Annotated in this window: 18 protein-coding genes and 3 pseudogenes; 12 read left to right on the forward strand and 9 right to left on the reverse strand. The window is 61.2% G+C overall.

Annotated elements, in window-relative coordinates:
- Nucleotides 1-3: 3 nt before the first annotated feature.
- Genes ACNHGR_RS24720 through tnpC form a run of 3 tightly spaced genes read left to right on the forward strand, consistent with a single transcriptional unit; the run spans nt 4 to nt 2,352 of the window.
- Complete coding sequence (locus ACNHGR_RS24720; protein ID WP_449470445.1) at nt 4-444, forward strand: transposase; 441 nt, start codon at nt 4-6, stop codon at nt 442-444.
- Complete coding sequence (gene tnpB, locus ACNHGR_RS24725) at nt 441-797, forward strand: IS66 family insertion sequence element accessory protein TnpB (protein ID WP_449470443.1); 357 nt, start codon at nt 441-443, stop codon at nt 795-797. The genes ACNHGR_RS24720 and tnpB overlap by 4 nt, the downstream gene beginning before the upstream one ends.
- A 31-nt stretch (nt 798-828) precedes the next feature.
- Nucleotides 829-2,352 carry an IS66 family transposase gene (tnpC, locus tag ACNHGR_RS24730; RefSeq protein ID WP_438860449.1) on the forward strand — a complete coding sequence of 508 codons (1,524 nt, stop codon included), beginning with the start codon at nt 829-831 and terminating at the stop codon, nt 2,350-2,352.
- 558 nt (nt 2,353-2,910) lie between these two features.
- On the opposite strand, the gene ppc is transcribed toward tnpC, so the two are convergent.
- The 4 genes and pseudogenes from ppc to ACNHGR_RS24750 form a co-directional block, all read right to left on the reverse strand.
- Complete coding sequence (gene ppc / locus ACNHGR_RS24735; protein ID WP_449470441.1) at nt 2,911-5,607, reverse strand: phosphoenolpyruvate carboxylase; 2,697 nt, start codon at nt 5,605-5,607, stop codon at nt 2,911-2,913.
- A 196-nt stretch (nt 5,608-5,803) separates the two neighbouring features.
- Nucleotides 5,804-6,374 (reverse strand): annotated as a pseudogene (locus ACNHGR_RS24740) (pyruvate, phosphate dikinase); the annotation flags it as partial.
- Complete coding sequence (locus tag ACNHGR_RS24745; RefSeq protein WP_475289659.1) at nt 6,371-7,036, reverse strand: CoA transferase subunit B; 666 nt, start codon at nt 7,034-7,036, stop codon at nt 6,371-6,373. The pseudogene ACNHGR_RS24740 and the gene ACNHGR_RS24745, both read right to left, overlap by 4 nt.
- Nucleotides 7,036-7,746: a CoA transferase subunit A gene (locus tag ACNHGR_RS24750; RefSeq protein ID WP_475289661.1), complete on the reverse strand. Its 711-nt coding sequence runs from the start codon at nt 7,744-7,746 to the stop codon at nt 7,036-7,038. Before ACNHGR_RS24750 ends, ACNHGR_RS24745 begins: the two co-directional genes overlap by 1 nt.
- An 82-nt stretch (nt 7,747-7,828) precedes the next feature.
- On the opposite strand from ACNHGR_RS24750, the gene ACNHGR_RS24755 reads away from it, so the two are divergent.
- The 5 genes from ACNHGR_RS24755 to bktB all read left to right on the forward strand — a co-directional run bounded on the left by ACNHGR_RS24755 (nt 7,829) and on the right by bktB (nt 14,441).
- On the forward strand, nt 7,829-8,728 hold the full coding sequence (locus ACNHGR_RS24755; RefSeq protein WP_475289662.1) for a LysR family transcriptional regulator: 900 nt from the start codon (nt 7,829-7,831) through the stop codon (nt 8,726-8,728).
- Nucleotides 8,729-8,757: 29 nt separating this feature from the next.
- Nucleotides 8,758-9,345: a TetR/AcrR family transcriptional regulator gene (locus tag ACNHGR_RS24760; protein ID WP_475289664.1), complete on the forward strand. Its 588-nt coding sequence runs from the start codon at nt 8,758-8,760 to the stop codon at nt 9,343-9,345.
- A gap of 85 nt (nt 9,346-9,430) precedes the next feature.
- Nucleotides 9,431-11,161, forward strand: coding sequence for an acyl-CoA dehydrogenase (locus ACNHGR_RS24765; RefSeq protein ID WP_475289666.1), 1,731 nt, complete (start codon nt 9,431-9,433; stop codon nt 11,159-11,161).
- Nucleotides 11,162-11,175: 14 nt separating this feature from the next.
- A complete protein-coding gene (locus ACNHGR_RS24770; RefSeq protein ID WP_475289668.1) occupies nt 11,176-13,248 on the forward strand; it encodes a 3-hydroxyacyl-CoA dehydrogenase NAD-binding domain-containing protein in 2,073 nt (690 codons plus the stop codon).
- A gap of 14 nt (nt 13,249-13,262) precedes the next feature.
- A complete protein-coding gene (bktB, locus tag ACNHGR_RS24775) occupies nt 13,263-14,441 on the forward strand; it encodes a beta-ketothiolase BktB (protein WP_475289669.1) in 1,179 nt (392 codons plus the stop codon).
- 146 nt (nt 14,442-14,587) lie between these two features.
- Here bktB and ACNHGR_RS24780 read toward each other — a convergent pair.
- A pseudogene (locus ACNHGR_RS24780) lies at nt 14,588-14,721 on the reverse strand (IS3 family transposase); the annotation flags it as partial.
- 46 nt (nt 14,722-14,767) lie between these two features.
- On the opposite strand from ACNHGR_RS24780, the gene ACNHGR_RS24785 reads away from it, so the two are divergent.
- Nucleotides 14,768-16,171, forward strand: coding sequence for an IS30 family transposase (locus tag ACNHGR_RS24785; RefSeq protein ID WP_475289671.1), 1,404 nt, complete (start codon nt 14,768-14,770; stop codon nt 16,169-16,171).
- A 7-nt stretch (nt 16,172-16,178) separates the two neighbouring features.
- Here ACNHGR_RS24785 and ACNHGR_RS24790 read toward each other — a convergent pair.
- Nucleotides 16,179-16,331 (reverse strand): annotated as a pseudogene (locus tag ACNHGR_RS24790) (DDE-type integrase/transposase/recombinase); the annotation flags it as partial.
- A gap of 368 nt (nt 16,332-16,699) precedes the next feature.
- Here ACNHGR_RS24790 and ACNHGR_RS24795 point away from each other — a divergent pair.
- The 3 genes from ACNHGR_RS24795 (at nt 16,700) to ACNHGR_RS24805 (ending at nt 19,970) form a co-directional block, all read left to right on the forward strand.
- Nucleotides 16,700-17,881, forward strand: coding sequence for a glycoside hydrolase family 68 protein (locus tag ACNHGR_RS24795; protein WP_449470394.1), 1,182 nt, complete (start codon nt 16,700-16,702; stop codon nt 17,879-17,881).
- Between the two features lie 2 nt (nt 17,882-17,883).
- Nucleotides 17,884-18,822: an ROK family protein gene (locus ACNHGR_RS24800; RefSeq protein ID WP_475289673.1), complete on the forward strand. Its 939-nt coding sequence runs from the start codon at nt 17,884-17,886 to the stop codon at nt 18,820-18,822.
- A gap of 110 nt (nt 18,823-18,932) precedes the next feature.
- Entirely contained in the window at nt 18,933-19,970 is a 1,038-nt protein-coding gene (locus ACNHGR_RS24805) for an IS110 family RNA-guided transposase (protein ID WP_449469137.1), read from the forward strand.
- Between the two features lie 252 nt (nt 19,971-20,222).
- On the opposite strand, the gene ACNHGR_RS24810 is transcribed toward ACNHGR_RS24805, so the two are convergent.
- The 3 genes from ACNHGR_RS24810 to ACNHGR_RS24820 form a co-directional block, all read right to left on the reverse strand.
- Nucleotides 20,223-20,983, reverse strand: a protein-coding gene (locus ACNHGR_RS24810; protein WP_449470398.1) for an IS5 family transposase whose coding sequence is annotated in 2 segments (ribosomal slippage) — nt 20,223-20,650 and nt 20,650-20,983 — 762 coding nt in all. Because the reading frame shifts where the segments join, the coding sequence is not laid out codon by codon here.
- A gap of 72 nt (nt 20,984-21,055) precedes the next feature.
- A complete protein-coding gene (locus tag ACNHGR_RS24815) occupies nt 21,056-22,147 on the reverse strand; it encodes a LacI family DNA-binding transcriptional regulator (protein WP_475289675.1) in 1,092 nt (363 codons plus the stop codon).
- A gap of 32 nt (nt 22,148-22,179) precedes the next feature.
- Nucleotides 22,180-22,583: alpha/beta hydrolase fold domain-containing protein (locus tag ACNHGR_RS24820; RefSeq protein ID WP_475289676.1), on the reverse strand; the 404-nt coding region annotated here is incomplete at its 5' end.

A 22,583-nucleotide genomic window follows, 5' to 3' on the forward strand; every position in this document is an offset into this window, starting at 1 on the left:
AGGATGGACGACGCCATCCTTACGACCGCATTGGACACCCACACTGGAGTGGCTCCAAAGCCAGTTCGACGGGTTGAAGTTCTCAGCGGGATGGCCGGACGACGGCGTGCCTGGACGCTGGAGCAGAAGCTGGCGCTGGTTGCGGAGATGGAGCGTTGCGACAATGTCGCTGCCTTTGCACGCGAGCGGGATGTCAGCACTGCGCTGCTATACACATGGCGGCGGGAGCTGCGTTACGCGGTAGAGGCCAGCAAGATTCCGCCCCGTCACGAGCCGATGTTCGTGCCCGTGGTTGGCGAGACATCGCCGCCGGGTTCGCACGATGGGGTTGTAGAGGTCGAGGTCAGTGGTGCCGTTGTCCGGATCGGGCAAGCGGCCCGGACCGATCTGGTGGTAGCCGTTATCCAAGCTCTGCAGGGCCCAGGAATTGATGGTGATCGATGATCGGGATAGGGCCTGGTACGCGGGTGATGGTGGCGACGCGCCCGGTAGATTTTCGCAAGGGTGCAGATTCGCTTGCGGCGCTGGTTGGTGCTGAGTACGGCGGTGATCCTTATTCGGGCGTGATCTACGTGTTCCGGGCGAAGCGCGCCGACCGGATCAAGCTGGTCTGGTGGGACGGCACCGGCCTGTGCCTGATGGCCAAGAGGCTGGAGTCCGGCGGTTTCAAGTGGCCCGGCATCCAGGACGGCGTGATGCGTCTTACGGCGGCGCAACTGGGCGCTCTGCTGGAAGGTCTGGACTGGCGCCGAGTGCATGGCGGGCGGCGCCCGATTGCTCCGCAGATTGCCGGTTGACGGGGCTTTCGTCTGCTGATTCACTGCCCTCATGCTTATGGAAGCGGACCTTCCCAACGACGTCGAAGCGCTCCGTGCGCTCGTCCTCGAACAGGCCCGCGAGCTTGATGCTCTCAAGGTTTTCCAGGCCGAGGTCGAGCGCCTGAAGGCCATCATCGATGCCTTGCAACGCCACCGTTTCGGCCGCCGTTCCGAACAGCTCGATCCCGACCAGTTCGAGCTCTCCCTGGAAGAAGTCGAGACAGCATTAGCTCAGGCCGAGCAGGCCCGCGACAAGGCGAAGCGGACACCGGCGGATCGGCCGCGCAAGACCAACCGCGGATCACTGCCTTCCCATCTCGAACGGATCGAACAGGTTGTCGATCTCGAGGACAAGGTTTGCCCTTGCTGCGAGGGTTCACTCCACCAGATCGGCGAGGATGTGGCCGAGCGTCTCGATGTCGTGCCCACCACCTTTCGCGTGCTCGTCACGCGCCGTCCGCGCTACGGCTGCCGTTCGTGCGAGAGTGCCATTGTGCAGGCCCCGGCGCCGGCACGGATCGTCGAGGGCGGCATTCCTACCGAAGCGCTGATCGCGCAGGTGCTGGTCGCCAAGTACGCTGATCACCTGCCGTTGTACCGACAGGCACAGATTTACGCCCGCCAAGGCATCCAGCTTGATCGCTCGACGCTGGCCGACTGGGTGGGACGGGCGGCTTGGTACCTGCGCCCACTGCGCGACCATATCCTGGAGCGATTGCGGCGATCCGAGCGGCTGTTCGCCGACGAGACCACCGCACCAGTGCTTGATCCCGGTCGAGGGCGGACCAAAACCGGGCAATTATGGGCCTATGCTTGCGATGATCGCCCGTGGAGCGGCGATGATCCGCCGATGGTTGCCTATGTCTATGCTGCCGATCGCAAGAGCGAGCGGGCGGAAACGCACCTGGGCGACTTCGTCGGCATCCTGCAGGTCGATGGCTATGGTGGCTACGCCGCGCTCGCCCGGCGGCGCAACCAGATCCACCTCGCCTTTTGCTGGGCCCATGTGCGCCGCAAATTCTACGAACTGGCCGACAGCTCGCCAGTCGCCACCGAAGTGCTGCGCCGGATCGCCCAGCTCTATGCCATTGAGGACGAGGTACGAGGGCTGCCTGCCGAACAGCGCCGGTTGATCCGCAGTGGACGCAGTCGCATCATCGTCGATGACCTCCACCAATACCTCGGTGCGCGGAACCGCCAGGTAAGCGCCAAGAGCAAGCTCGGCGAGGCAATCCGATACGCGCTCACCCGTTGGGATGGCCTCTCCCGCTTCCTCGATGATGGCCGCATCGATCTCGATAGCAACACCGTCGAACGCTCAATCCGACCCCTCGCGCTCAATCGGAAGAATGCCCTGTTCGCCGGCTCCGATGAAGGCGGCGACAACTGGGCGGTCATCGCCACGCTCATCGAGAACTGCAAGATATCCGGTATCAATCCGCACACCTGGCTGACCGAAACGCTCGGTAAGCTGGCTGCGGGTCATCCGGCCAGCGCCGTCGGCGAACTCATGCCATGGACCGCCGTGGCCTGAGAACACCGGTTACGGTTAATCAGCGTAGCTTTCGCTCTCACCGAACGTGATTGCACGCATTCAGCGACTGAATGTCCAGCAATTACTTTGGCTGAAGCGTGGGCTGCATAGCTATGAAATTTCCCCCGACAATGTGGGCAAGGGCTCAGCGGCGGTCGTGACATGCGCTCAATGATGACCTGGCGGACAGCTGGCGGCCCGGTTGTGGCGGTGGCCCTCAGACTCTCTTTTTCTGCTCCATCTGAGCGGCCTTGTCGTCTGCAGAAAGGCACAGGCAACTGTCATGAGTGCGTGTGGATAGTCCGGTCCAAGAGCGCCCCTCGAAATGGTCGAGGCCCAGTTCAGCGCGCGATACGACTGCGGCCCACCGGCGGCGCCATGAGCGAGCGCTATTCCCCACGGCCCTGATCATGAGAGCACGACGGCGATGCAGTCGGCTTGCGCAAGGAGAGCCATAGTTATCCGCCGCTTGGATCAACATCACGCTGCCAGGCGGCCACTCACGGTGTGGCACAGCGGCGGCGGCGGAGTATATCCGCCACCTCAAGCGGGTGCGGTTTAGCCACTGTTGCGCAGAGCTGTGGCGATGGCGTTGATCGACAGTTCGAGGGCTTCTTTGATGCGCGGATCATCCTCACCGGTGCGGTGGCGCCTCATCAGTTCGACCTGAAGCGAATTAAGGGGCTCGATGTAGGGCAGACGAAGGCGGATCGAGCTGTCGAGCTTAGGGTTCTTTTCCAACAGGCGCGACTGACGCGTTGCGGTGAGTAGGCCGTCATGCGTCATGTCCCACCCCTTACGGATACGATCGAAGATCGCCGTGCCTCGCGCCTGATCCTCGATCAACGACAAGTAGTGCGCGGCGATACCCATATCGGATTTCGCCAGCACCATCTCCAGGTTAGCGAGCGCCGATTGCATGAAGGACCAGTGCTGCGACATGTCGGCCAGCAGCACCTTGTCCTCGAATGCGGCTAGCGCATGACCCACGCCATACCAGCCGGGCAGCATCACCCGCGCCTGTGCCCAGCTGAACACCCAAGGAATGGCGCGCAGATCCTCGATCCGCGTGCTCTTCGTACGGCTGGCCGGGCGCGAGCCGATCTTGAGGCCGGAAATCTCTTGGATCGGGGTCAATTGGCGGAAAAACTCCTTGAACCCTGCAGTCCCGTAAACAAGGTTCCGATAAGCGGCGAAAGCAGTCTTCGACAGCTCGTCCATGGCGTTGGCAAAACGCGCCGCGTCGCGGTCTGAAATGGCTTCCGGCTCGAGACTGGCGAGCAGAGTGGCACTGGTCATCGCTTCGAGATTGCTTGTGGCTACATCGCGCGAGCCGAATTTGGCGGCGATCACTTCGCCCTGTTCGGTAATGCGGATTCGGCCCCGCACTGTCCCCTTGGGCTGCGCCTGAATCGCCGCGAAGGAAGAGCCGCCGCCCCGTCCCACCGCTCCGCCGCGCCCGTGGAAAAGCTGCATGGCGGTTCTCGCTTGCGCAAAGACCGGGGCCAGCGCGCGGCTCGCCTGATACAGCCCCCAGGTCGAGGTGATGTAGCCGCCATCTTTGTTGCTGTCGGAATAGCCGATCATCACTTCCTGATGACCGCGTTCCTGCGCCAAGCCCGCAATTTCGGGCAGGCCGAAATAAGCGCTCATGATCTTTGGCGCAGCTTCAAGGTCGGCGATGGTTTCAAACAGCGGCACTGCCATGATCGCGGCCTGCGGCGGCGCGCCATCTGCTCCGGCGCGCCAGAGGCCCGCTTCTTTGAGGAGGATGTTGACTTCCAGCAGATCCGAAACGCTCTCCGCCTTGGAGATGATATAGTGGGTAATGCATTGCGGGCCGTAGGCGCGATGGGCGTCGGCGGCGGCGTGCACGATGGCGAGCTCGGATGCGGTTTGCTCCGAATATTCCGAGGAATTCGTGCCGAGCGGCCGATTGCTCGCCAGTTCGCGGCGCAACAATGCCATGCGCGCATGTTCGTCGAGCGCAGCATAGTCCGGCTCGACCCCTGCAACCTTCAGCAGTTCGGCGACGACCCTCTCATGAACGTCGCTATTCTGCCGGAGGTCGAGCGCGGCAAGGTGGAAGCCGAAGGTCTCGACCGCACGGATCAGGCGGTCGAGCGCACCGCCGGTGGGCAGCGCCCCGTCTCCTGCGCTCGCCAGACCCTGCGCCACGATGATAAGGTCACTGCGCAGATCGGCGGGGGCGGCATAAGCCTTCGCGTTTAGAGGCGAGGGGCGGGAAGGGGGCTTTCCCACGAGCACGCAATAGGTGGCGGCTAGCCGAGCATAAATGCCGGAGATGGCGCGGCGATAGGGTTCGTCCTGTCGACTCGGTGACGGGTCGCCACTGGCCGCGGCTAGACCGAGCAGGGCCTGCGACACATGGGCCAATTCGGTCGATAGGGAAAGTTCGGCACCCAACGCGTGAAGCGCCTCCAGATAATAGCCAAGTGCACCATCGCAGCCCTTGGCGAGGGCGAGGCGCAGTTGCGGCGCCTGCACGAAGGGATTACCGTCGCGGTCTCCGCCGATCCAGGTGCCCACGCGTAAGAAGCTGTGTGGGCGGGCTCCCAGCAACCGCTCCCACCGCGCATAAAGGGCGGGCAAGGTCGGCAGGAACACATCCAGCAAATAGGCGAGGACATTATCGATCTCGTCCGCGACGAACAGCTTTTCCCGGCGCAACGGACGTGTCTGCCACAGCAAAGCGATCTGGCGGAAGATAGCCTCATCCAGAGTTTCACCGTCATCGGTGTCACTGCGGCCCGCATCCTTTAGCAGCATGAGCTCAGCGATGCGGTTCTTGTGGTCAATCATGCTCTTGCGCCGCACCTCGGTCGGGTGGGCGGTCAGCACCGGCACAACTAGGGCGCGAGAGAGCAGGTCCAGGATCGCGCCCCGGTCGATGCCGTGTGACTCGAGCTTTTCCACGGCAGAGGCCACATCGGCCCCCGGTTCAGCCGCAACGCCCTGCCGATCCTCCGCCAGATTGGCGAGCATCGAAAACAGCATGAAGCCGCGCACGAAGGACAGAGTGTTGTCGAGGCTCAGCGCCCCCACTCCGCTGTCCACCACATCCGCCCCATGGATACCGCGCGCGCGGTCGACCGAGGCCGAACGGATATATTCGATCTGCTGGTAAAGTTTTTCCCCGCCATAAGCCCGGATAACATCACCCAACAGCCGGCCGAGATACCGGACATCAGGGTTTTGCGAGATCGGCAATGCTGGAACTGAATGAGGCGTCATTTATTAAATCCTCGGCTTCAGCGGAAAAGTCGATCTCCGAAGGGAGGCGATTTTATTGGCTATCTTTTTGCTAACCGCCGCTTGCGCAACGGCCCGACGAACAATCGGAGCGCGATAGGGCGACACCGAGACATAATCGAGGACAGTCTGCTCGCGGAACGCGATCGAGGCGAGATCGTGAAACAAGGTCTTTTTATTCAGTGACGAGCTCCTTCCAAACGTGGGCGGTCTTCGAGTGTCGAGCGTGTATCCATGATCTTCCTTCGTGATTTCGAAGGCTTCCTCCAGCGCGCCATGGCACAGCCCAAGCACCACGTCGGAGTACATCTCGATGAAACGGTGATCGCTGCCCAAGGGGAAAAAACGCTCGTCACCTGACGCGGCGGCGAGCCCGAGAGCGGTTTCGTCTTTGAGGCCAAGGTTGAGGACGGTGTCCATCATGTTGGCATGGAAGTGCGCGCGCACGAGCGGACGGAGACGAGCAGCGGATCGGCTGCGTTGCCACAATTTTTGCCGGTTACGTCTTCAATACGGACGATGCCGTTGGCAACATCCGCATTCGGGCTCTCCGGAAGGACGCTCCCATCCTGATAATAGCGGGTGCGCATTGCGATCGTGATGGTGAAGCCCGGCGGCACCGGCAGGCCGATAGCCGGCATGCCATCGACATTGGTGCCCTTGCCACCAAGGAAGTTCTTGTCACCCTTGCCGCCGTCATCCACGCCGGCCCCGAAGTGAGAGACATAACGCACCGCGGTGGTGCTCATGTTGGCCGTACCCTACATACGTAATGAGCCGTGGTCTTAGCGGCGACTTCCTCCGCCGTCACGCCCGGCGCGAGCTCAATGAGCTTGAACGGGCTATCATGATCGGGCCGCTGGAAAACGCACAGGTCGGTGACAATCATGTCGACCACATTCTTGCCGGTCAGCGGCAGGGTGCAGGCCGGGATGAACTTGGGGCTGCCATCCTTGGACGTATGCTCCATCACGACGATGATCTTCTTGACGCCCGCGACCAGATCCATCGCGCCGCCCATGCCCTTGATCATCTTGCCGGGGATCATCCAGTTGGCGATGTCGCCATTTTCGGCAACCTCCATCGCACCCAGCACGGTCAGGTCGATATGCCCACCCCGGATCATAGCGAAGCTGTCCGCGCTGGAGAAATAGGCGCTGTTCGGCAGTTCGCTGATCGTTTGCTTGCCCGCGTTGATCAGGTCCGCATCCTCCTCGCCCTCATAAGGGAAAGGCCCGATGCCCAGCATGCCGTTTTCCGACTGAAGCGTCACCTCGACGCCCGCGGGGATATGGTTAGCCACCAGCGTCGGAATGCCGATGCCGAGGTTGACGTAAAAGCCGTCCTTCAGTTCCTTGGCCGCCCGCGCAGCCATCTCGTCACGAGTCCAGCCTTTGGTTTCTTGGGCCATTATACGGTCTCCCTCTGGCGAACGGTGCGGAATTCGATCTTCTTGTCGTAAGGCGCCCCGACGATCATGCGCTTCACATAAATGCCGGGCAGGTGGATCGCGTCGGGGTCGAGGCTGCCGACCGGCACGACTTCCTCCACTTCAGCCACGCAGATTTTCGCGGCGGTCGCCATCGGCGCATTGAAGTTGCGCGATGTCTTGCGGAAAATGAGATTGCCGCTCTCGTCCGCCTTCCATCCCTTGATGATAGCGACATCGGCAAAGATGCCGCGTTCCAGGATATAATCCTGCCCGTCGAAATTCTTCACTTCCTTGCCCTCGGCCACCGCCGTGCCAACGCCCGTCTTGGTGTAGAAGCCCGGAATGCCAGCGCCGCCAGCACGGCAGCGCTCGGCCAGAGTGCCCTGGGGGCAGAACTCCACCTCCAACTCGCCGCTCAGATATTGCCGCTCGAACTCCTTGTTCTCGCCGACATAGGAGCTGATCATCTTCTTGACCTGCCGCGTGCGCAGCAGCTTGCCCAATCCTTCGCCGTCGATCCCGGCGTTATTGGAGGCGATGGTGAGGTCCTTGACCCCCGAATCACGGATCGCGTCGATCAGCCGCTCGGGAATTCCGCAAAGTCCAAAGCCGCCTGCACAAAGATGCATGCCGTCGAAGAGAAGGCCCTCCAACGCAGACGCAGCATCGGGGTAGAGCTTCTTGACCATCGCTATCTCCTCGAGTCCAATTCTTTTTGACGCGAGAGATTGATCACTTCCAATGATTTGTTTTTTTAATTAATCATCATCAATGCCTATAAATCGTATCAGCATGTACCATATTGAAACCCTGCTCTGGATCGAACGGCTCGGCACCTTTGCCGCTGCTGGCGAGCGGCTGAATACAACCCAGCCCACTATTTCGGCCCGGGTCCGCGAATTGGAGGCGCATTTAGGTGCGTCCCTTTTCCGTCGTGAGGGCAGAAGCATGACCTTGACACCGTCAGGTCGACAGCTTGTTCGCGATTGCCGAATGCTTTGGGGTGACATGCACACTGCCTTGCTGCGCTGCGGAGGTTATGGAGAAGCGAGCGGTGTTGTTCGCATCGGAACGGGCGAGATCGTTGCAGCAAGTTGCCTTCCCGCCTTTCTCTCCGCATTGAAGGCAGACATGCCTTTGGTCAGTCTTGAGCTTGAAATAGACCTCACTGCAAACCTCATTCAACAACTGCTCAAGGGTACGACCGATATCGCTTTTGCGGCCGGGCCGATCGCCCATCCGTCGCTGCAAGTATGCCCGATCGGAGCAGTGGAACTGGTCTGGCTCGCTAGCCCTGAAGTAGCTGCGTCCTTTTGTGCAGCTTCGCCAGATCGTCTCGTTCCTGTCTGGTCTCTGGCCAGCCATTCACCGATCCACGGCCGCATGCGGGAGGCCATCGCGGCATCACGCATCGAGCAGCAGTCGCTCAACCTTTGCAACAACGCCAGAATGATGGTTGACATTGCGAAGGCGGGTGGAGGTATCGGCATTTTTCCTGAACCGATGGTGTGCGCGGATATGACCCGAGGCGATCTTGTAGAACTGGACGGGATGCCAGCGCTCGCACCTGTGGAGTTCCACGTTGCTATGCGCTCCTCTGACCATGAGCCCTTGACCACAAAGATTTTCGAACGAGCAAGCCAACTGCGCCTGGATCAACAAAGCAGGTGATCAGGGCGTGGCTGATGTGCTAGCGCGCCATGGTGTCTAAGAGCCTGTCTTCTTCCGACGTGGATCACGAGCGGCCGAACCGCCGCCGGGAAATATTGGAGATTGCCGCGCAGCTGTTCGCGCGCAAGGGCTATAGGGGCACGTCGATGCGGGAAATCGGCGAACAGGCGGGTGTTCTGGGCGGATCACTCTATCATCATATCAAATCGAAGGACGCGCTGTTCGTTGAACTGCATAATGGGGCATTAGACGCGGCTCAGGACAAGATCGCTGAGGCTGTTGGCGCACAACATGATCCCTGGGCGAAACTTGAAGCAGCCTGCGGGGCCTTTCTCGAAATCCAATTGGCGCCTGATTCTTTGACGCTGCCAATGATGAATGACTTTCGCGAAGTGCCCGAGGTGGTTCGCGAACAGCTAATTGCTCGGCGCGACCGGTTCGAAAAACTGTTCCGGGATCTAGTGGAAGGATTGCCATTGCCACCAGGAATAGATCGATCAATCTATCGCAATCTATTGCTGTCGCAGCTGAACTCGGTTTCGGAGTGGTATCGTCGCGGCAGGTTGAATTCTGCCCAAATTGCTGCCCAGATCGTCACGATATTCCGCCACGCATAGCTGATGGCATCAAACATCGAACCTCGCATTGTTGACTGTAACAGATGTTTGGTATAGACACAGGTGAAAATCTGGGGGATTTCCGATGTACAGTTATATTCCGCCGATCGATGATTACCGCTTCCTCCTGAACATGCTCGACTTCGATGCGGAGATGGCCGGGATCGGCAAGGATGTGGATGCCGACCTCGCCGCAGCGGTGCTGGAGGAGGCTGGACGCATGTGCGCCGACCGTCTGCATCCGCTAAACCGCGAGGGGGACGAGCAGGGCAGCAAGCTGGTCGACGGAACGGTCCAAACGCCGTATGGATTTGCTGAAGCCTGGCGCGATTTCGCGCGGACCGGCTGGACCTCCGTGTCAGCGGCGCCCGAATATGGCGGGCAGGGTCTACCCTTCATCCTTCAGCTCTGGCTGGACGAGATGGTATCGGCCACTAACCTCTCTTTCGGACTGTTCCCCGGCCTGACACGCGGCGCGTGCGAGGCGATTATGGCGCATGCCTGCGATGAGCTCAAATCCACCTATCTGCCGCGGATGGTCAGCGGTGAATGGACGGGCGCGATGGCGCTAACCGAAAGCGGCGCGGGCACCGACCTCGCTCTGCTCAAGACCAAGGCAGAACCGCTGGGTGACGGCAGCTATGCAGTAACGGGCACGAAGATGTTCATCTCTTCGGGCGACCATGATTTCGGCGGCAATATCGTTCATCTAGTCCTCGCCCGCTTGCCTGACGCACCGGAGGGCGTGAAGGGGATCAGTCTCTTCCTAGTGCCTAAATATTTGCCCGATGCCCACGGCGACTTCACGCGGCCGAACGGCCTGTCGGTCGGGGCGCTGGAAAAGAAGATGGGCATCCATGCCCAGCCGACCTGCGTCATGAACTATGACGGCGCGACCGGCTGGCTGGTCGGCGCGCATCATCGAGGTCTGGCCGCCATGTTCACGATGATGAATGCAGAACGTCTGATGGTCGGCATCCAGGGACTGGGCATCGCTGGGGGTGCCTATGGGCAGGCTGTCGCCTATGCCAAGGAACGCTTGCAGGGCCGCAGCGCCGATGGTGCGCGCGGGCCGGTACCGATCATCGAGCATGCCGATGTGCGGCGGATGCTGCTCAACATCCGTGCCTTTGTCGAAGCGGGGCGGGCGCTCGCCGGCTGGACGGCATTGCAGCTGGGCCGTGCCCATGCTCACCCGGACGCAACCGAGAGGGCCAAGGCCGATGCGCTGGTCGCTCTGCTGACCCCCGTGGTGAAGGCGGCGTTCACCGACTTTGGTTTCGAAAGCGCGGTGCAAGCGCAGCAGGTATTCGGCGGCCATGGCTACATTCGCGAATGGGGTATGGAGCAATATGTCCGCGATGCCCGCATCGCCCAAATCTATGAGGGCACCAACGGGGTGCAGGCGATGGATCTGGTCGGGCGCAAGCTGGCCTTGGCCGACGGGGCGGTGGTCGAGGGCCTTTTCGCCTCCATCGCCGCGGATCTGGAGACAGCGGGCGACCTCGTCATCGCGGACAGGACGCGTGAGGCGCTGTCGCTGCTGCGCGGCGTGACGGTGTCGCTGCGGGGGGCGGGACTAGATGCGGCAGGAGCGGCAGCGGTCGATTATCTCCGGATGTTCGCACTAGTTGCCATGGGATGGATGTGGACCCGCATGGCTGCGGCCGCCACTGACGACAGCGCGTTGCATCAGGGCAAGCGCGCCGTCGCCGACTTCTATGCTTTGAGGGTGCTGCCACAGGCCCAGGGCCTGGCCGCGACTATTGCCGGCGGCGAAGCGCCGATCATGGCAATGGGCTCCGACGCCTTCTGATCGAAAGGGAAATCATGTCTGTCGAGATGAGCCGTGTCGGCGCGACCATGGTGCTGCGCCTCAACAACGGTCCGGTCAATGCTTTGTCGGTCGGCAACGGCTTTGTGGAGGAGATCGGCGCCGCGCTCCGCTTGGCAGCGAACGATCCGGCCTGCCGCGCGATCGTCTTGGCAGGCGCAGGGCGGCTGTTCTGCGGCGGCGCGGACATCAGCGACTTCGAAGGTGATCCCGGGCGGATTGGGGAACTGCGGGAAATGATCGCACTGGTCGAGGCCAGCCAGAAGCCGGTCATCATGGCGATCCATGGCATGGCGCTGGGCGGCGGGCTGGAACTCGCGATGGCCGGCCATTACCGCATCGCGCAGGCCGGAACGCGGCTGGGCCTGCCCGAAGTGACGCTGGGGCTGTTGCCCGGCGCGGGAGGTACGCAGCGGCTGCCGCGGCTGATCGGCGCTGGCGCAGCGCTCGACATGATGCTTTCGGGCAAGCCGCTGATGGCGCAGCAGGCGCTGAAACTGCGACTAATCGATCAGCTCGTGGACGGCGATGTGGTGGAAGCTGCGCTAGAGACCGCACGCGTTGCCTTGCCTCCAATGCGACGAACTAGCGACCTCGCGATCCCTATCGACGCCGCGAAAGCGGTGGAGACCCGCCGCGCAAAGCTGCGCCCTGGCCTCAATATGGCGCCCGGCTACATCCTCGAATGCGTGGCTGGGCTGTCGGACGACCTCGCTGCAGGGTTGGCACGGGAAGCGGCGCTTTTTAGCGAATTGGTGCAATCGCCTGCCTCACGCGGCTTGCGCCACGCCTTCTTCGGGGAGCGGGCGGTCAGCAGAGTTCCGGGCCTTTCGTCGGATGCGCAACCGCGGGCGATCCAGCGGGTCGGCGTTGTCGGCGGCGGGCTGATGGGGACGGGCATTACCATCGCTCTGCTTAATGCGGGGCTGCCCGTGACTATGGTCGAACTCCGCTCCGAAGCGCTCGCCAAGGCGGAGGCGGCCATCCGTAAGACGCTGACCCGCGAGGTGGAGAAGGGGCGGATCGGCGCCGACGTGGCGGAAGCGCGCATCGCCGCCTTCACCCCTGCGCCCACGCTCAATGCGCTCTGCGAGGTCGATCTCGTCATCGAGGCCGCGTTCGAGGATATGGCGGTCAAGCAGCAGATATTCACCGGCCTAGACCCGATCGTCCGGCCTGATACGATCCTAGCGAGCAACACATCGACCTTAGACCTCGACGCCATCGCGGCCCTGACGCATAATCCCTCGCGCGTCGTAGGCCTGCACTTCTTCTCGCCCGCTAATATCATGCGCCTCCTGGAGATCGTGCGCGGGCGCGAGACGGCGCCCGATGTGCTGGCGACTGCCATGGCGCTCGGCAAGCGCATGGGCAAGGTCTGCGTCGTATCTGGCGTATGCGATGGCTTCATCGGCAACCGTATGTTCGAGGAATATCTGCGGCAGGTCTGGTTCATGCTTGAAGAAGGCGTGCTGCCGCATCAGATCGACGCCGCGCTGGAACAATGGGGCATGGCCATGGGACCGTGCCGGACGATGGATCTGGCAGGCCAGGACATAGATTGGGCGATCCGCAAGCGCCGCGCGGTGGAGCAGCCCCATAGGCCCTATTCTGGCGTCATAGACAAAATTTGCGAGCTAGGCCGCTTCGGGCAGAAGACGGGGAAGGGCATCTACGCCTATCCCGACGGGCGGACGGCGGAGCCTGATCCCGAAGTAATCAAACTGATCGAGGATTATTCGGCCGAGATCGGTCTGACCCGTCGTGCCATCAGCAACGAGGAAATCGTCGAGCGCTGTCTGCTAACCCTCATCAACGAAGGCGCGCGGATTGTGGGCGAAAGGATCGCCAGTCGGCCGGTTGACGTCGATATGACCTTTCTGCACGGCTACGGCTTTTCTCCCGCAAGGGGCGGGCCGATGTTCCAAGGCGACCTGATCGGCTTGCCCGTGCTGCTGGATCGGCTGCGCAGCTATGCTGCGGGCCGCAATAGCTGGGCCTGGACGCCCGCTCCCCTGATCGAGCAGCTGGCGGCCGAAGGGCGCCGGTTCGAAGACCTTAACGCTTAGAGAGAGTCACAAACATGACGGACGTTTTTCTGCTGTCGGCGGCACGAACCGCCATTGGTAGCTTCGGCGGGTCGCTGAAGGATCAAAAGCCGGGTGAATTGGCCGCTCATGTCGCCAAGGCGGCGATCGAGCGGGCGGGCGTGGATGCGGCTCAAATTGGCAACGTCGTGCTGGGAAACGTCGTACATTGCGAACCGCGAGATGCCTATGCCGCGCGCATCGCTGCCATCGGGGCGGGCGTGCCGCAGGAATGCCCTGCGCTAACCGTCAATCGCCTATGCGGATCGGGCTTGCAGGCGATCATCTCTGCCGCGCAGTCGATCATGCTGGGGGACTGCGAAATCGCCGTCGGCGCCGGCGCGGAGGTGATGAGCCGCGCGCCCTATTTCCTGCCCGCTGCGCGCTGGGGCCAGAAGATGGGCGATGCGGTAGCGCAGGATGGCCTGATCGGCGCGCTGACCGATCCCTTCCAAGCGATCCATATGGGCGTGACGGCGGAGAATGTGGCCGCCCGCTACGGCATTTCACGGGAGGAGCAGGATGAACTGGCATTCGTGAGCCAGAAGCGCGCGGCCAACGCCATGGCGCAGGCCTATTTCAAGGATCAGATTGTGCCGGTCGATGTGCTGGTGCGTCGCAAACTCGTGCCGTTCAACACCGATGAGTTTGTCCGGGCCGACGCGGCAGTGGACGACTTCGGCAAGCTGAAGCCCGTTTTCCAGAAGGAAGGCACCGTCACGGCAGGAAATGCGTCTGGCATCAATGACGGCGCGTCGGCGGTCGTTCTGGCGAGTGCGGCGGCGGTGAGCGCCAGTGGTCTCAAGCCTTTGGCGCGGCTGGTGTCCTACGGCCACGCAGGTGTCGATCCCGCTTATATGGGCATCGGGCCGGTGCCTGCCACACGCAGGGCGTTGGAAAAGGCAGGACTGACCATCGCCGATCTCGACGTTATTGAGTCTAACGAGGCTTTCGCCGCGCAGGCTTGTGCTGTGTCAAAGGAACTGGGCTTTGATCCAGCAAAGGTGAACCCTAATGGCAGCGGCATTTCGCTGGGTCATCCGATCGGCGCGACCGGCGCGATTATCACTACCAAGCTGGTCCATGAACTGCGCCGTGTCGGCGCACGCTACGGGCTGGCGACGATGTGCATCGGCGGCGGCCAGGGGATCGCAGCGATTTGGGAGCGTGTCTGACTCCTGGTTCTGAGCGGATGGTCTTCAATGCGCTCAGAAGTCGGACTTCCAATGGGCGCAGAATAGATTTGTAACGGTCTTGTGCCGGTCACCTATCTCATTCTGCCACCTTGGCTTCGACCACGAGCGGGCTGATGCCGCGCAGAGATGAGTTCCGCCTTCAGGGTTTGAAGAACGTCTCAACAAAGGCGTTGTCGTAGCAATTACCCTTGCCGCTCATTGATGGACGCAGGCCGTAGGCCTGCAGCTTCTTTTGATAGGCGTAGGAGCAATATTGGGCGGATTCAACCGGTCGTCGCAACACCAAGAAATTGGAGGTTGTGAACATGGCAGGCCGTCGAGCATCAGAACGCTGCACCCGAGAGAGGTTGCGCTCCCCGGGGCGCCCACCTGCCTGGCAGCGTGAGCACCATTTCCGCTTCTGGCAAGCGATCGCTCGAGGGCGTAGCAGTGAAGATGCTGCTGCGGATGCCGGTATTTCGACACCGCTGGGGCCACGTTGGTTTCGGAGTTCGGGAGGTATGCCGCCAACACATTTGGCGCCATCGGCGCCAGCACTCAGTGGTCGATTTCTGAGCTTCCAGGAGCGAGAGGAAATTGCTCTCGAACTTGCGCGAGGTTTCGGGATCCGCGCCATTGCCCGCAAACTTGGACGTTCAGCCAGTACTATCTCGCGCGAAGTGCGGCGCAATGCCGCCACGCGTGGCGGCAATCTGGAATATCGCCCGATCGCCGCACAGTGGCACGCTCACCGCGCCGGCCGTCGCCCGCGCCCCGGGAAGCTGGCCAGCAATCCGGCATTGCGCATGTACGTGGAAGAACGCCTTACCGGTCAGATCACGGATGCTGATGGTATCGGCTTTGCCGGGCCGCAGGTGATATGGAAGAAGCGCCGTGCGGTACATCGACAAAGTCGACGATGGTCGGTGGCCTGGAGCCCCGAGCAGATCGCTCATCGGCTACGGATTGATTACCCTGAGGATCCCGCCATGCGCATCAGTCATGAGGCCATCTATCAGTCCCTCTATATTCAGGGGCGAGGCGCCTTGCGTCAGGTGTTGACGGCATGTCTGCGCTCGGGTCGGGCTCTACGAACGCCGCGTGAACGCGCACGAGGGCGCGGAAAATCCTTCATCGGTGACGCCATCATGATCAGCGAGCGTCCTGCGGAAGTCGAGGATCGGGCAGTTCCCGGGCATTGGGAAGGCGATCTCATCCTCGGACTGCATAGCTCGGCGATCGGCACCCTGGTCGAACGAAGTTCCAGATTCACCATGCTGCTGCATTTGCCGCGAGAGGACGGATATCAACATGGACAAGGCATCAGGAACCGCCAACCGCTGGCCGGCCATGGGGCAGAAGCTGTCCGCAAAGCCATCGTCCAATCCATGCGCGAACTACCGGAGAAGCTCCGGCAATCGCTGACTTGGGACCAGGGAGCAGAGATGGCCCAGCACGCAAAGCTCAAGATCGACAGCTGCTTGGAAATCTACTTCTGCGACCCGCAAAGCCCGTGGCAACGCGGATCGAATGAGAATACCAACGGCTTGCTACGACAGTACTGCCCTAAGGGCACCGACCTTAGCCGGCACTCCATAGGCGATCTCGACGCCGTTGCTCACGCGCTGAACACGCGTCCACGGAAAACGCTTGGCTGGAGAACCCCCGCAGAAGTCCTCGACCAGTTCCTGGTCGCACAGTATGAAGCCGGTGTTGCGACGACCGGTTGAATCCGCCTTGGCTGCCCCGATCGGAGTGGAAAAAGCAGCCCTCCGGAGGCTGGCGCAGGCGCACCGCCATATCTAATGCCCTGATCGCCAAGTCATTCTTCATCCTGTCGCTGACAGCCCAACCTACGACGTGGCGGTAATGCAGGCCGAGAATGACGGCAGGTAGCATCGAGCAGGCCCCAACAATCCGGCTGATCCACGCAGCGGATTACCTTCTCGCGCGTTCGAAGCAGACACTTCAGATAATGATTTTCATCAAATGGGCGATAGCGCGCTGAGACAACAGCCGTCATTTGCCGTGGCATGACGTCCCAGACTGTGTGCAGATCAGCCTGGGACGCCCGTCCTGAGGACCAGCAATCGACTTGATAGCCGCTGCCCCCTCCGAAAGTGATCATTTTAGCGCGTCAATAAACGAACTTCACACAAAACCACCTTGCAATGGATTGCAGCATACGGCATCTGCAATGGATTGCAAGCGCGGGCCATGTGTGTGTCTTTACAGCTTTGACGCGCTCAGGAGGGAAGATGCCGATCGGAATGTCAGGGAATGGCAATGCCATCAACCATCCTCAAACGATGGGGACCCATCTTTCCAAGGAATGGATCGCTCACGCCCGCGACCAGAAATTTAGCCGTCTGCCCCTCATACAACATATGCCGCCCGCCCGGGTGATCGAAGGTCTCGACCTGTGGGACATGTGGCAGCTAACCCGGCCGGATGGCAGCCCTGTCATTGCTGATGAACGCGAATATTGGTTCTTTCTGGCAACTGCGATGCTGGACGATCCGGAAGACCGCCACGACATCGCCCGCATTCGCTTTACAAGTCGTGGTACGGACGGGTGGCGGGATCACGGCTGGTTATTGCCCGATGGATGGTCGCCTGGCAGTCGGGAATGGTCCGGTTGCTCAGTACTTGCGGAAGATGGCCGGACCGTCACTTTGTATTTCACGGCAACAGGCCAGCGGGACGGGCCCCACAGCTTCGAGCAGCGGCTCTTTGAAACGCATGCCGAATTTGAATTCGACGGCGACATGCCTGTCTTCCGCAATTGGTCTAAGCCGGTTCAATCCGTCGCGGCCGATGGCCACTGGTACAAGATTGCCGACCAGATCGTCGCGCCTGCCCATGGCATCTGGGGCTTTCGTGATCCATGCTTTTTCCGGGATCCGGCAGATGGGGCTGAGTATCTGCTGTTCACCGGTTCGGCTGGATGGACGGACAACAGGCTGGATGGCGTTATCGGCCTGGCGACCCGCACCATGGACGGCTGGACTCTGCAGCCGCCGCTGATCGAAGCGGTTGGCGTGAACAGTGAGATGGAACGACCGCATGTGATCGTCCGCGACGGACTATATTATTGCTTCTGGTCCAGCCACGGCCGCCGCCATGCAGCTGACGTGGGGGCTCCTACTGGCCTTTACGGCATGGTGGCAGAGCGTTTCGCTGGTCCATGGCGTCCACTGAACGGGACCGGCCTGGTCGCTGCCAATCCTGTCGATTCACCACTTCAGGCTTATTGTTGGTGGGTGTCGAGCGAAGGAAACGTGATCAGCTTTATCGACTATCCAGGAGCGAAGGGAACGGAGCCCCCGCAGGCGCGGAAGGAGCGTCGCGCCATGTTCGGCGGTACGGTCGCGCCGGTGTTCTCGCTCATCTTCGACGGTGACGTCGTGCAACCGCAGCCCGCCTGCGAATGGGAGTGAAGATGGACGTAGGAGCAAAGCCGCTATACGGCTGCATCGAAGCGGGCGGCACGAAATTCATTTGCGCGCTGGCGAATGGCGAAGGCCAGTGGCTGACGCGTACGCGCATAGAAACGACCCACCCGGCAGATACGATCGGGCGCATGGTTGACTTCCTACGGCAGGCGCAACAGCAATATGGGCGCCTGGCCAGCTTGGGCGTTGCCAGCTTCGGTCCGATCGAGCTTGATCAATCACGGCCCAACTGGGGTTCCTTGACGGATACGCCCAAAGCCGGATGGAGCCGAGTATCGCTGGTCGAGCCTCTGCGCGAGGCATTTGCGGTGCCCATCGAAATCGACACCGACGTCAACGCTGCCGCCTTGGCTGAAGTCGAGGCAGGGGGTGAAGCCTGCGGACAGGGTTTGATCTATGTGACGGTGGGAACGGGCATAGGTGGCGGCGCGGTGTTTGATGGGCGCGCTCTTCACGGACTGCGGCACCCGGAGATGGGTCACTTGCTGCCTCCCCGTCATCCGATGGACACGGATTTCCCGGGTTGTTGCCCCTATCATGGCGCCTGTGTGGAAGGATTGGCGAGTGGTCCCGCCATCATCGCCCGTTGGGGCCGCTCCTTGTCACAGCTGGATGAGAATCACCCCGCGCATGACATTGTGGCGTGGTATCTCGGCCATCTGGTGGCCTCCATGCTGGCAATGCTTTCTCCCGGTCGCATCGTGTTTGGCGGCGGAGTGATGGGTACGCCCGGGCTTCTGGACCGCGTCCGTGTCCATGCCGAACATTTAGCGGCTGGTTATCTCGCTGAGCGTGGCACGGTAGGCCAGATCATACAACCACCTCAACTGGAAGCCGATGTCGGACTGAGAGGCGCGCTGCTATTGGCCAAGGCAGCTCTTGATCGCGCCCAACCTGAATCGTCGCCCAAAAGCCTAGCGAGCTAAGATCAGATGGGGTGATTGGGGCCGACCCTGAATCGCTTGGGTGGCTGCTCCTCGCAAAATGGTAAGACGTGGTCCGTGTTGAGCGGCCACAACCATAAGGAGGAGCAACCATGCGCTACTATGCCGGACTGGATGTTTCGTTGGAAGAGACAGCGATCTGTATCGTCGATGAGGTAGGCAAGATCGAACGCGAACTTCGCGCGTCGAGCGACCCCGCTGCCTTAATCGATGCCTTCGCCGCACTCGACTTACCGATCGAGCGTATTGGTCTTGAGGCCTGTTCACTGGCATCCTGGCTGCATCAGGGGATGGCCCGAGCCGGGCTTCCGGTGCTGTGTATCGAAACTCGCGCGGCTAAGGCCGCAATGGGCGCAATGCCCAATAAGAGTGATCGTAATGATGCTCGCGGCCTGGCTCAAATCATCCGCACAGGATGGTATCGGGCAGTACATGTGAAGAGCCCGCCGTGCCGCTCTGCCCGCGCGCTGCTTGGTGCTCGGCGGATGGTGCTGAACAAGCAGCGCGACATTGAGAACGAGGTCCGTGCGGTCTTACGCGAGGCAGGGCTAAAGCTCGGCACGCCTGGTCGGAAAATGTTCGCACCGCGCGCCAGAGAGCTCGCCTCGGCGGATGCTGGCATCACAGACATTGTCGAACCATTACTGGCTATCCTAGCGACGATGGCCATTGAACTTGCACGTCTGACAAAGCGGGTTCTGGATGCCGTTCGTGTCGAACCTGTCTGTCGCCGGCTGATGACGGTACCTGGAGTTGGACCGCTTACTGCGCTGACTTTTCGCGCGACGGTTGATCAGCCTGAACGCTTCCGGCGGTCACGCGACGTCGGGGCGCATTTCGGTCTTACGCCGCGCCGCTACCAATCAGGCGAAACGGACATTCAGGGCCGCATAAGTCGATGTGGGGACGAACTCGCTCGCACCGCTCTCTACGAAGCCGCGCATACATTGCTGACGCGCTGCACGAAATGGTCGACACTGAAAGCGTGGGGCATGCGCATCGCGCAACGCCGCGGATTGGCAAAGGCACGCGTCGCCGTCGCACGAAAGCTCGCCGTCATTTTACATCGCATGTGGACCGATCAAACCGACTTCCGCTGGGGTAAAGCGTCGGCGGTCGCGGCTGTGTGAGGAGATAAATCAGTTTCCGCCCAAGCCGGGTGGGAAGCGATCGTTCCCATGGGGACGATGGGCGAGCCGACTTCGCAGTGAGTCCAGAACCTCAGCATGTCTGAAGGTCGAGGCTCAGATTGAAGCGCCTCGTTCTTCTAACCCCATTATGCGGCGACCAAGCGTCGATCGCGGAGAGAAGCAAGTGATCCATGGGAGCGGTCACGATACTGAGGATGCAGCTTGACCCAAAGGCCCCAATCAGAGAAGGACTCATTGATTAATCCAGAAGATGACGGTTGCAGCGATGCAGATGGCTGACATGAAGGTGTGAGCGCAGCGATCGTAGCGGGTATGGATGCGCCGCCAGTCCTTGAGCCTGCCGAACATATTCTCGATCTTGTGACGCTGGCGATATAGCATAGCGTCGTGCGGGATCGGGACCTTCCGGTTCCGCTTTGACGGGATGCAGGCCGTGATGTTGCGTTCGGCGAGGGCCTTGCGGAACCAGTCGGCGTCATAGCCTCGATCGCCGAGCAGGGCTTTGGCACGGGGCAAAGCGTCGAGCATCAGGGCTGCTCCCTTGTAGTCGCTCATCTGGCCCTCGCTTAGCAGCATGACCAGTGGCCTGCCCTTGCCGTCGCACACGGCGTGGAGCTTCGAGTTCAGGCCGCCTTTGGTGCGTCCGATACGTCTGGGAACAGCCCCTTTTTTAACAGACTGGCAGCTGTCCGGTGCGCCTTCAGATGCGTCGCATCAATCATCAACTGGTCTGGCTTGCCGCCTTGCGCCGAAAGGGCGGAGAAAATCTTGTTGAACACACCGAGACGGCTCCACCGGATGAAACGATTATAGATCGTCTTGGGCGGACCATAGTCGGCGGGCGCATCGCGCCATCGCAAGCCGTTCCTGATGACGAAGATGATACCGCTGATGATCCGACGATCATCCACCCGCGGCACGCCGTGAGAAAGAGGGAAATAGGGCTCGATCCGGCGCATCTGCGCCTCCGACAGCCAAATCACATCACTCATGGCAACGTCTCCTCACGCAGCCATTGAATCAATCAATCTTCCGCTCGGCAAGAGATTTAATAGGTCCTGACCCTAGGCCGAGATGCGTACGATCAATTCAGGAGCGAGGCGCACCGATTCACACGCCTCGCCCTTCATCCGCTTGAACAACAAGTCGCACATCAGCGCGGAGCCGCGTTCCAGATCCTGGCGGATCGTCGTCAGCGGCGGGTTGCTTTGCGCCGCGATCGGCACGTCGTCGAAACCGATGACCGACAGATCTTGCGGGACGGATCGGTCCAGCGCGGCTGCGGCTCGGATCACGCCCATCGCCACGACGTCGGACCCAGCAAACACGCCATCCACATCGGGATGCTCCCGGAAAAGCGTTTCCGCAGCGGCAAACGCGTCCTGGGAAGTGAGATGTGCTGGGATCAGGACGGGAGGCTGCGGAGTATCGGACGACGCTGACGACAGGAAACCTTCATAGCGCGCAGCAAATTCAGGAACGCCGATATTGCCCAGGAAGGCAAGCTTTCGGCGCCCTTGTGCCATCAGCCGTGCCGCCGCGATGCGGCCACCCTCCACATTGTCGACCCCCACCGACAAATAACTTTGTTCAGGGCTATATTGGCCCCACACCACCATCGGCTCATAGGTCAAGCCGACCTCCTGCAACACGGCGGCCTGATCCGATTGACCCACCACCAGCACGCCATCGACCCGGCTGCTGTCGATAATCTGGCGCAACCAGTTGTCATGTTCCGGTTCGATGCGTTTAAAGAGCAGATCATAGCCCCGCTGCGACACCGCGTCGGCAAGATAGGCCAGCATCGCCATGAAGAACGGGTCGCTTAAATGCTGTCCCTTTTCATGGCCCAGCGGCAGGACGAGCGCGATCGTGTGCGACTGGCGCGTGCGCAGCATGCGCGCGGCCGGGTTCACGGAAAAGCCGACCTCCTTTGCCAAAGCCTGGATGCGCCTGCGCGTCTTCAAGGCGATAAGGCTATTGTCCGCCAAAGCACGGGAAACTGTTGCAGCGGATACGCCCGCCAGCTTCGCCATTTCCTGCAAGGTACGGGCTTGCAGCACGCCTGTTTCGGATGACGAGGCAGGCGTGTCGCTAGTTATCTTCGCGGATGGACGTTTGGTCTGAGGCACCAGATGAGAAAGCCCTTCTTGCAAACGATGGCAATGCTTTTCTTACTCAGTTTGCCTCAGGTCGTGTGAAGCAGGCTCCGAAATTGCTCTAAAACCTCGTCTGATGCCACGGCTGCGGCGGGGATGATGCGCCTTAAATGGGTGAAGCCATGGATCAGGTTCGAGAACTCGATCACTTCGGCGCGGCCTCCCGCCTGACGCAGCCGTTCCGCATATGCGATCGCCTCATCGCGCAGGGGATCGACCGACAGGACGACGATGAGGGCAGGGGGCAGGCCGGACAGATCCTGCGCTCCGAGCGGCGAGAGCCGCCAGTCGTTCGGGTCGCTGTCGCCGATATAGGCATCCGCCGTCGCCCGCAAAGTGTCGGCCTGCAGGCTGGGGTCGGCATTCGCCACGCGGGAGGGAAATGCCCAACCTTCGGCACGCAGGTCGACTGAGGGGTAGAGCAAAAGCTGCG

It is taken from the genome of Sphingobium sp. RS1 (genome assembly GCF_056156825.1).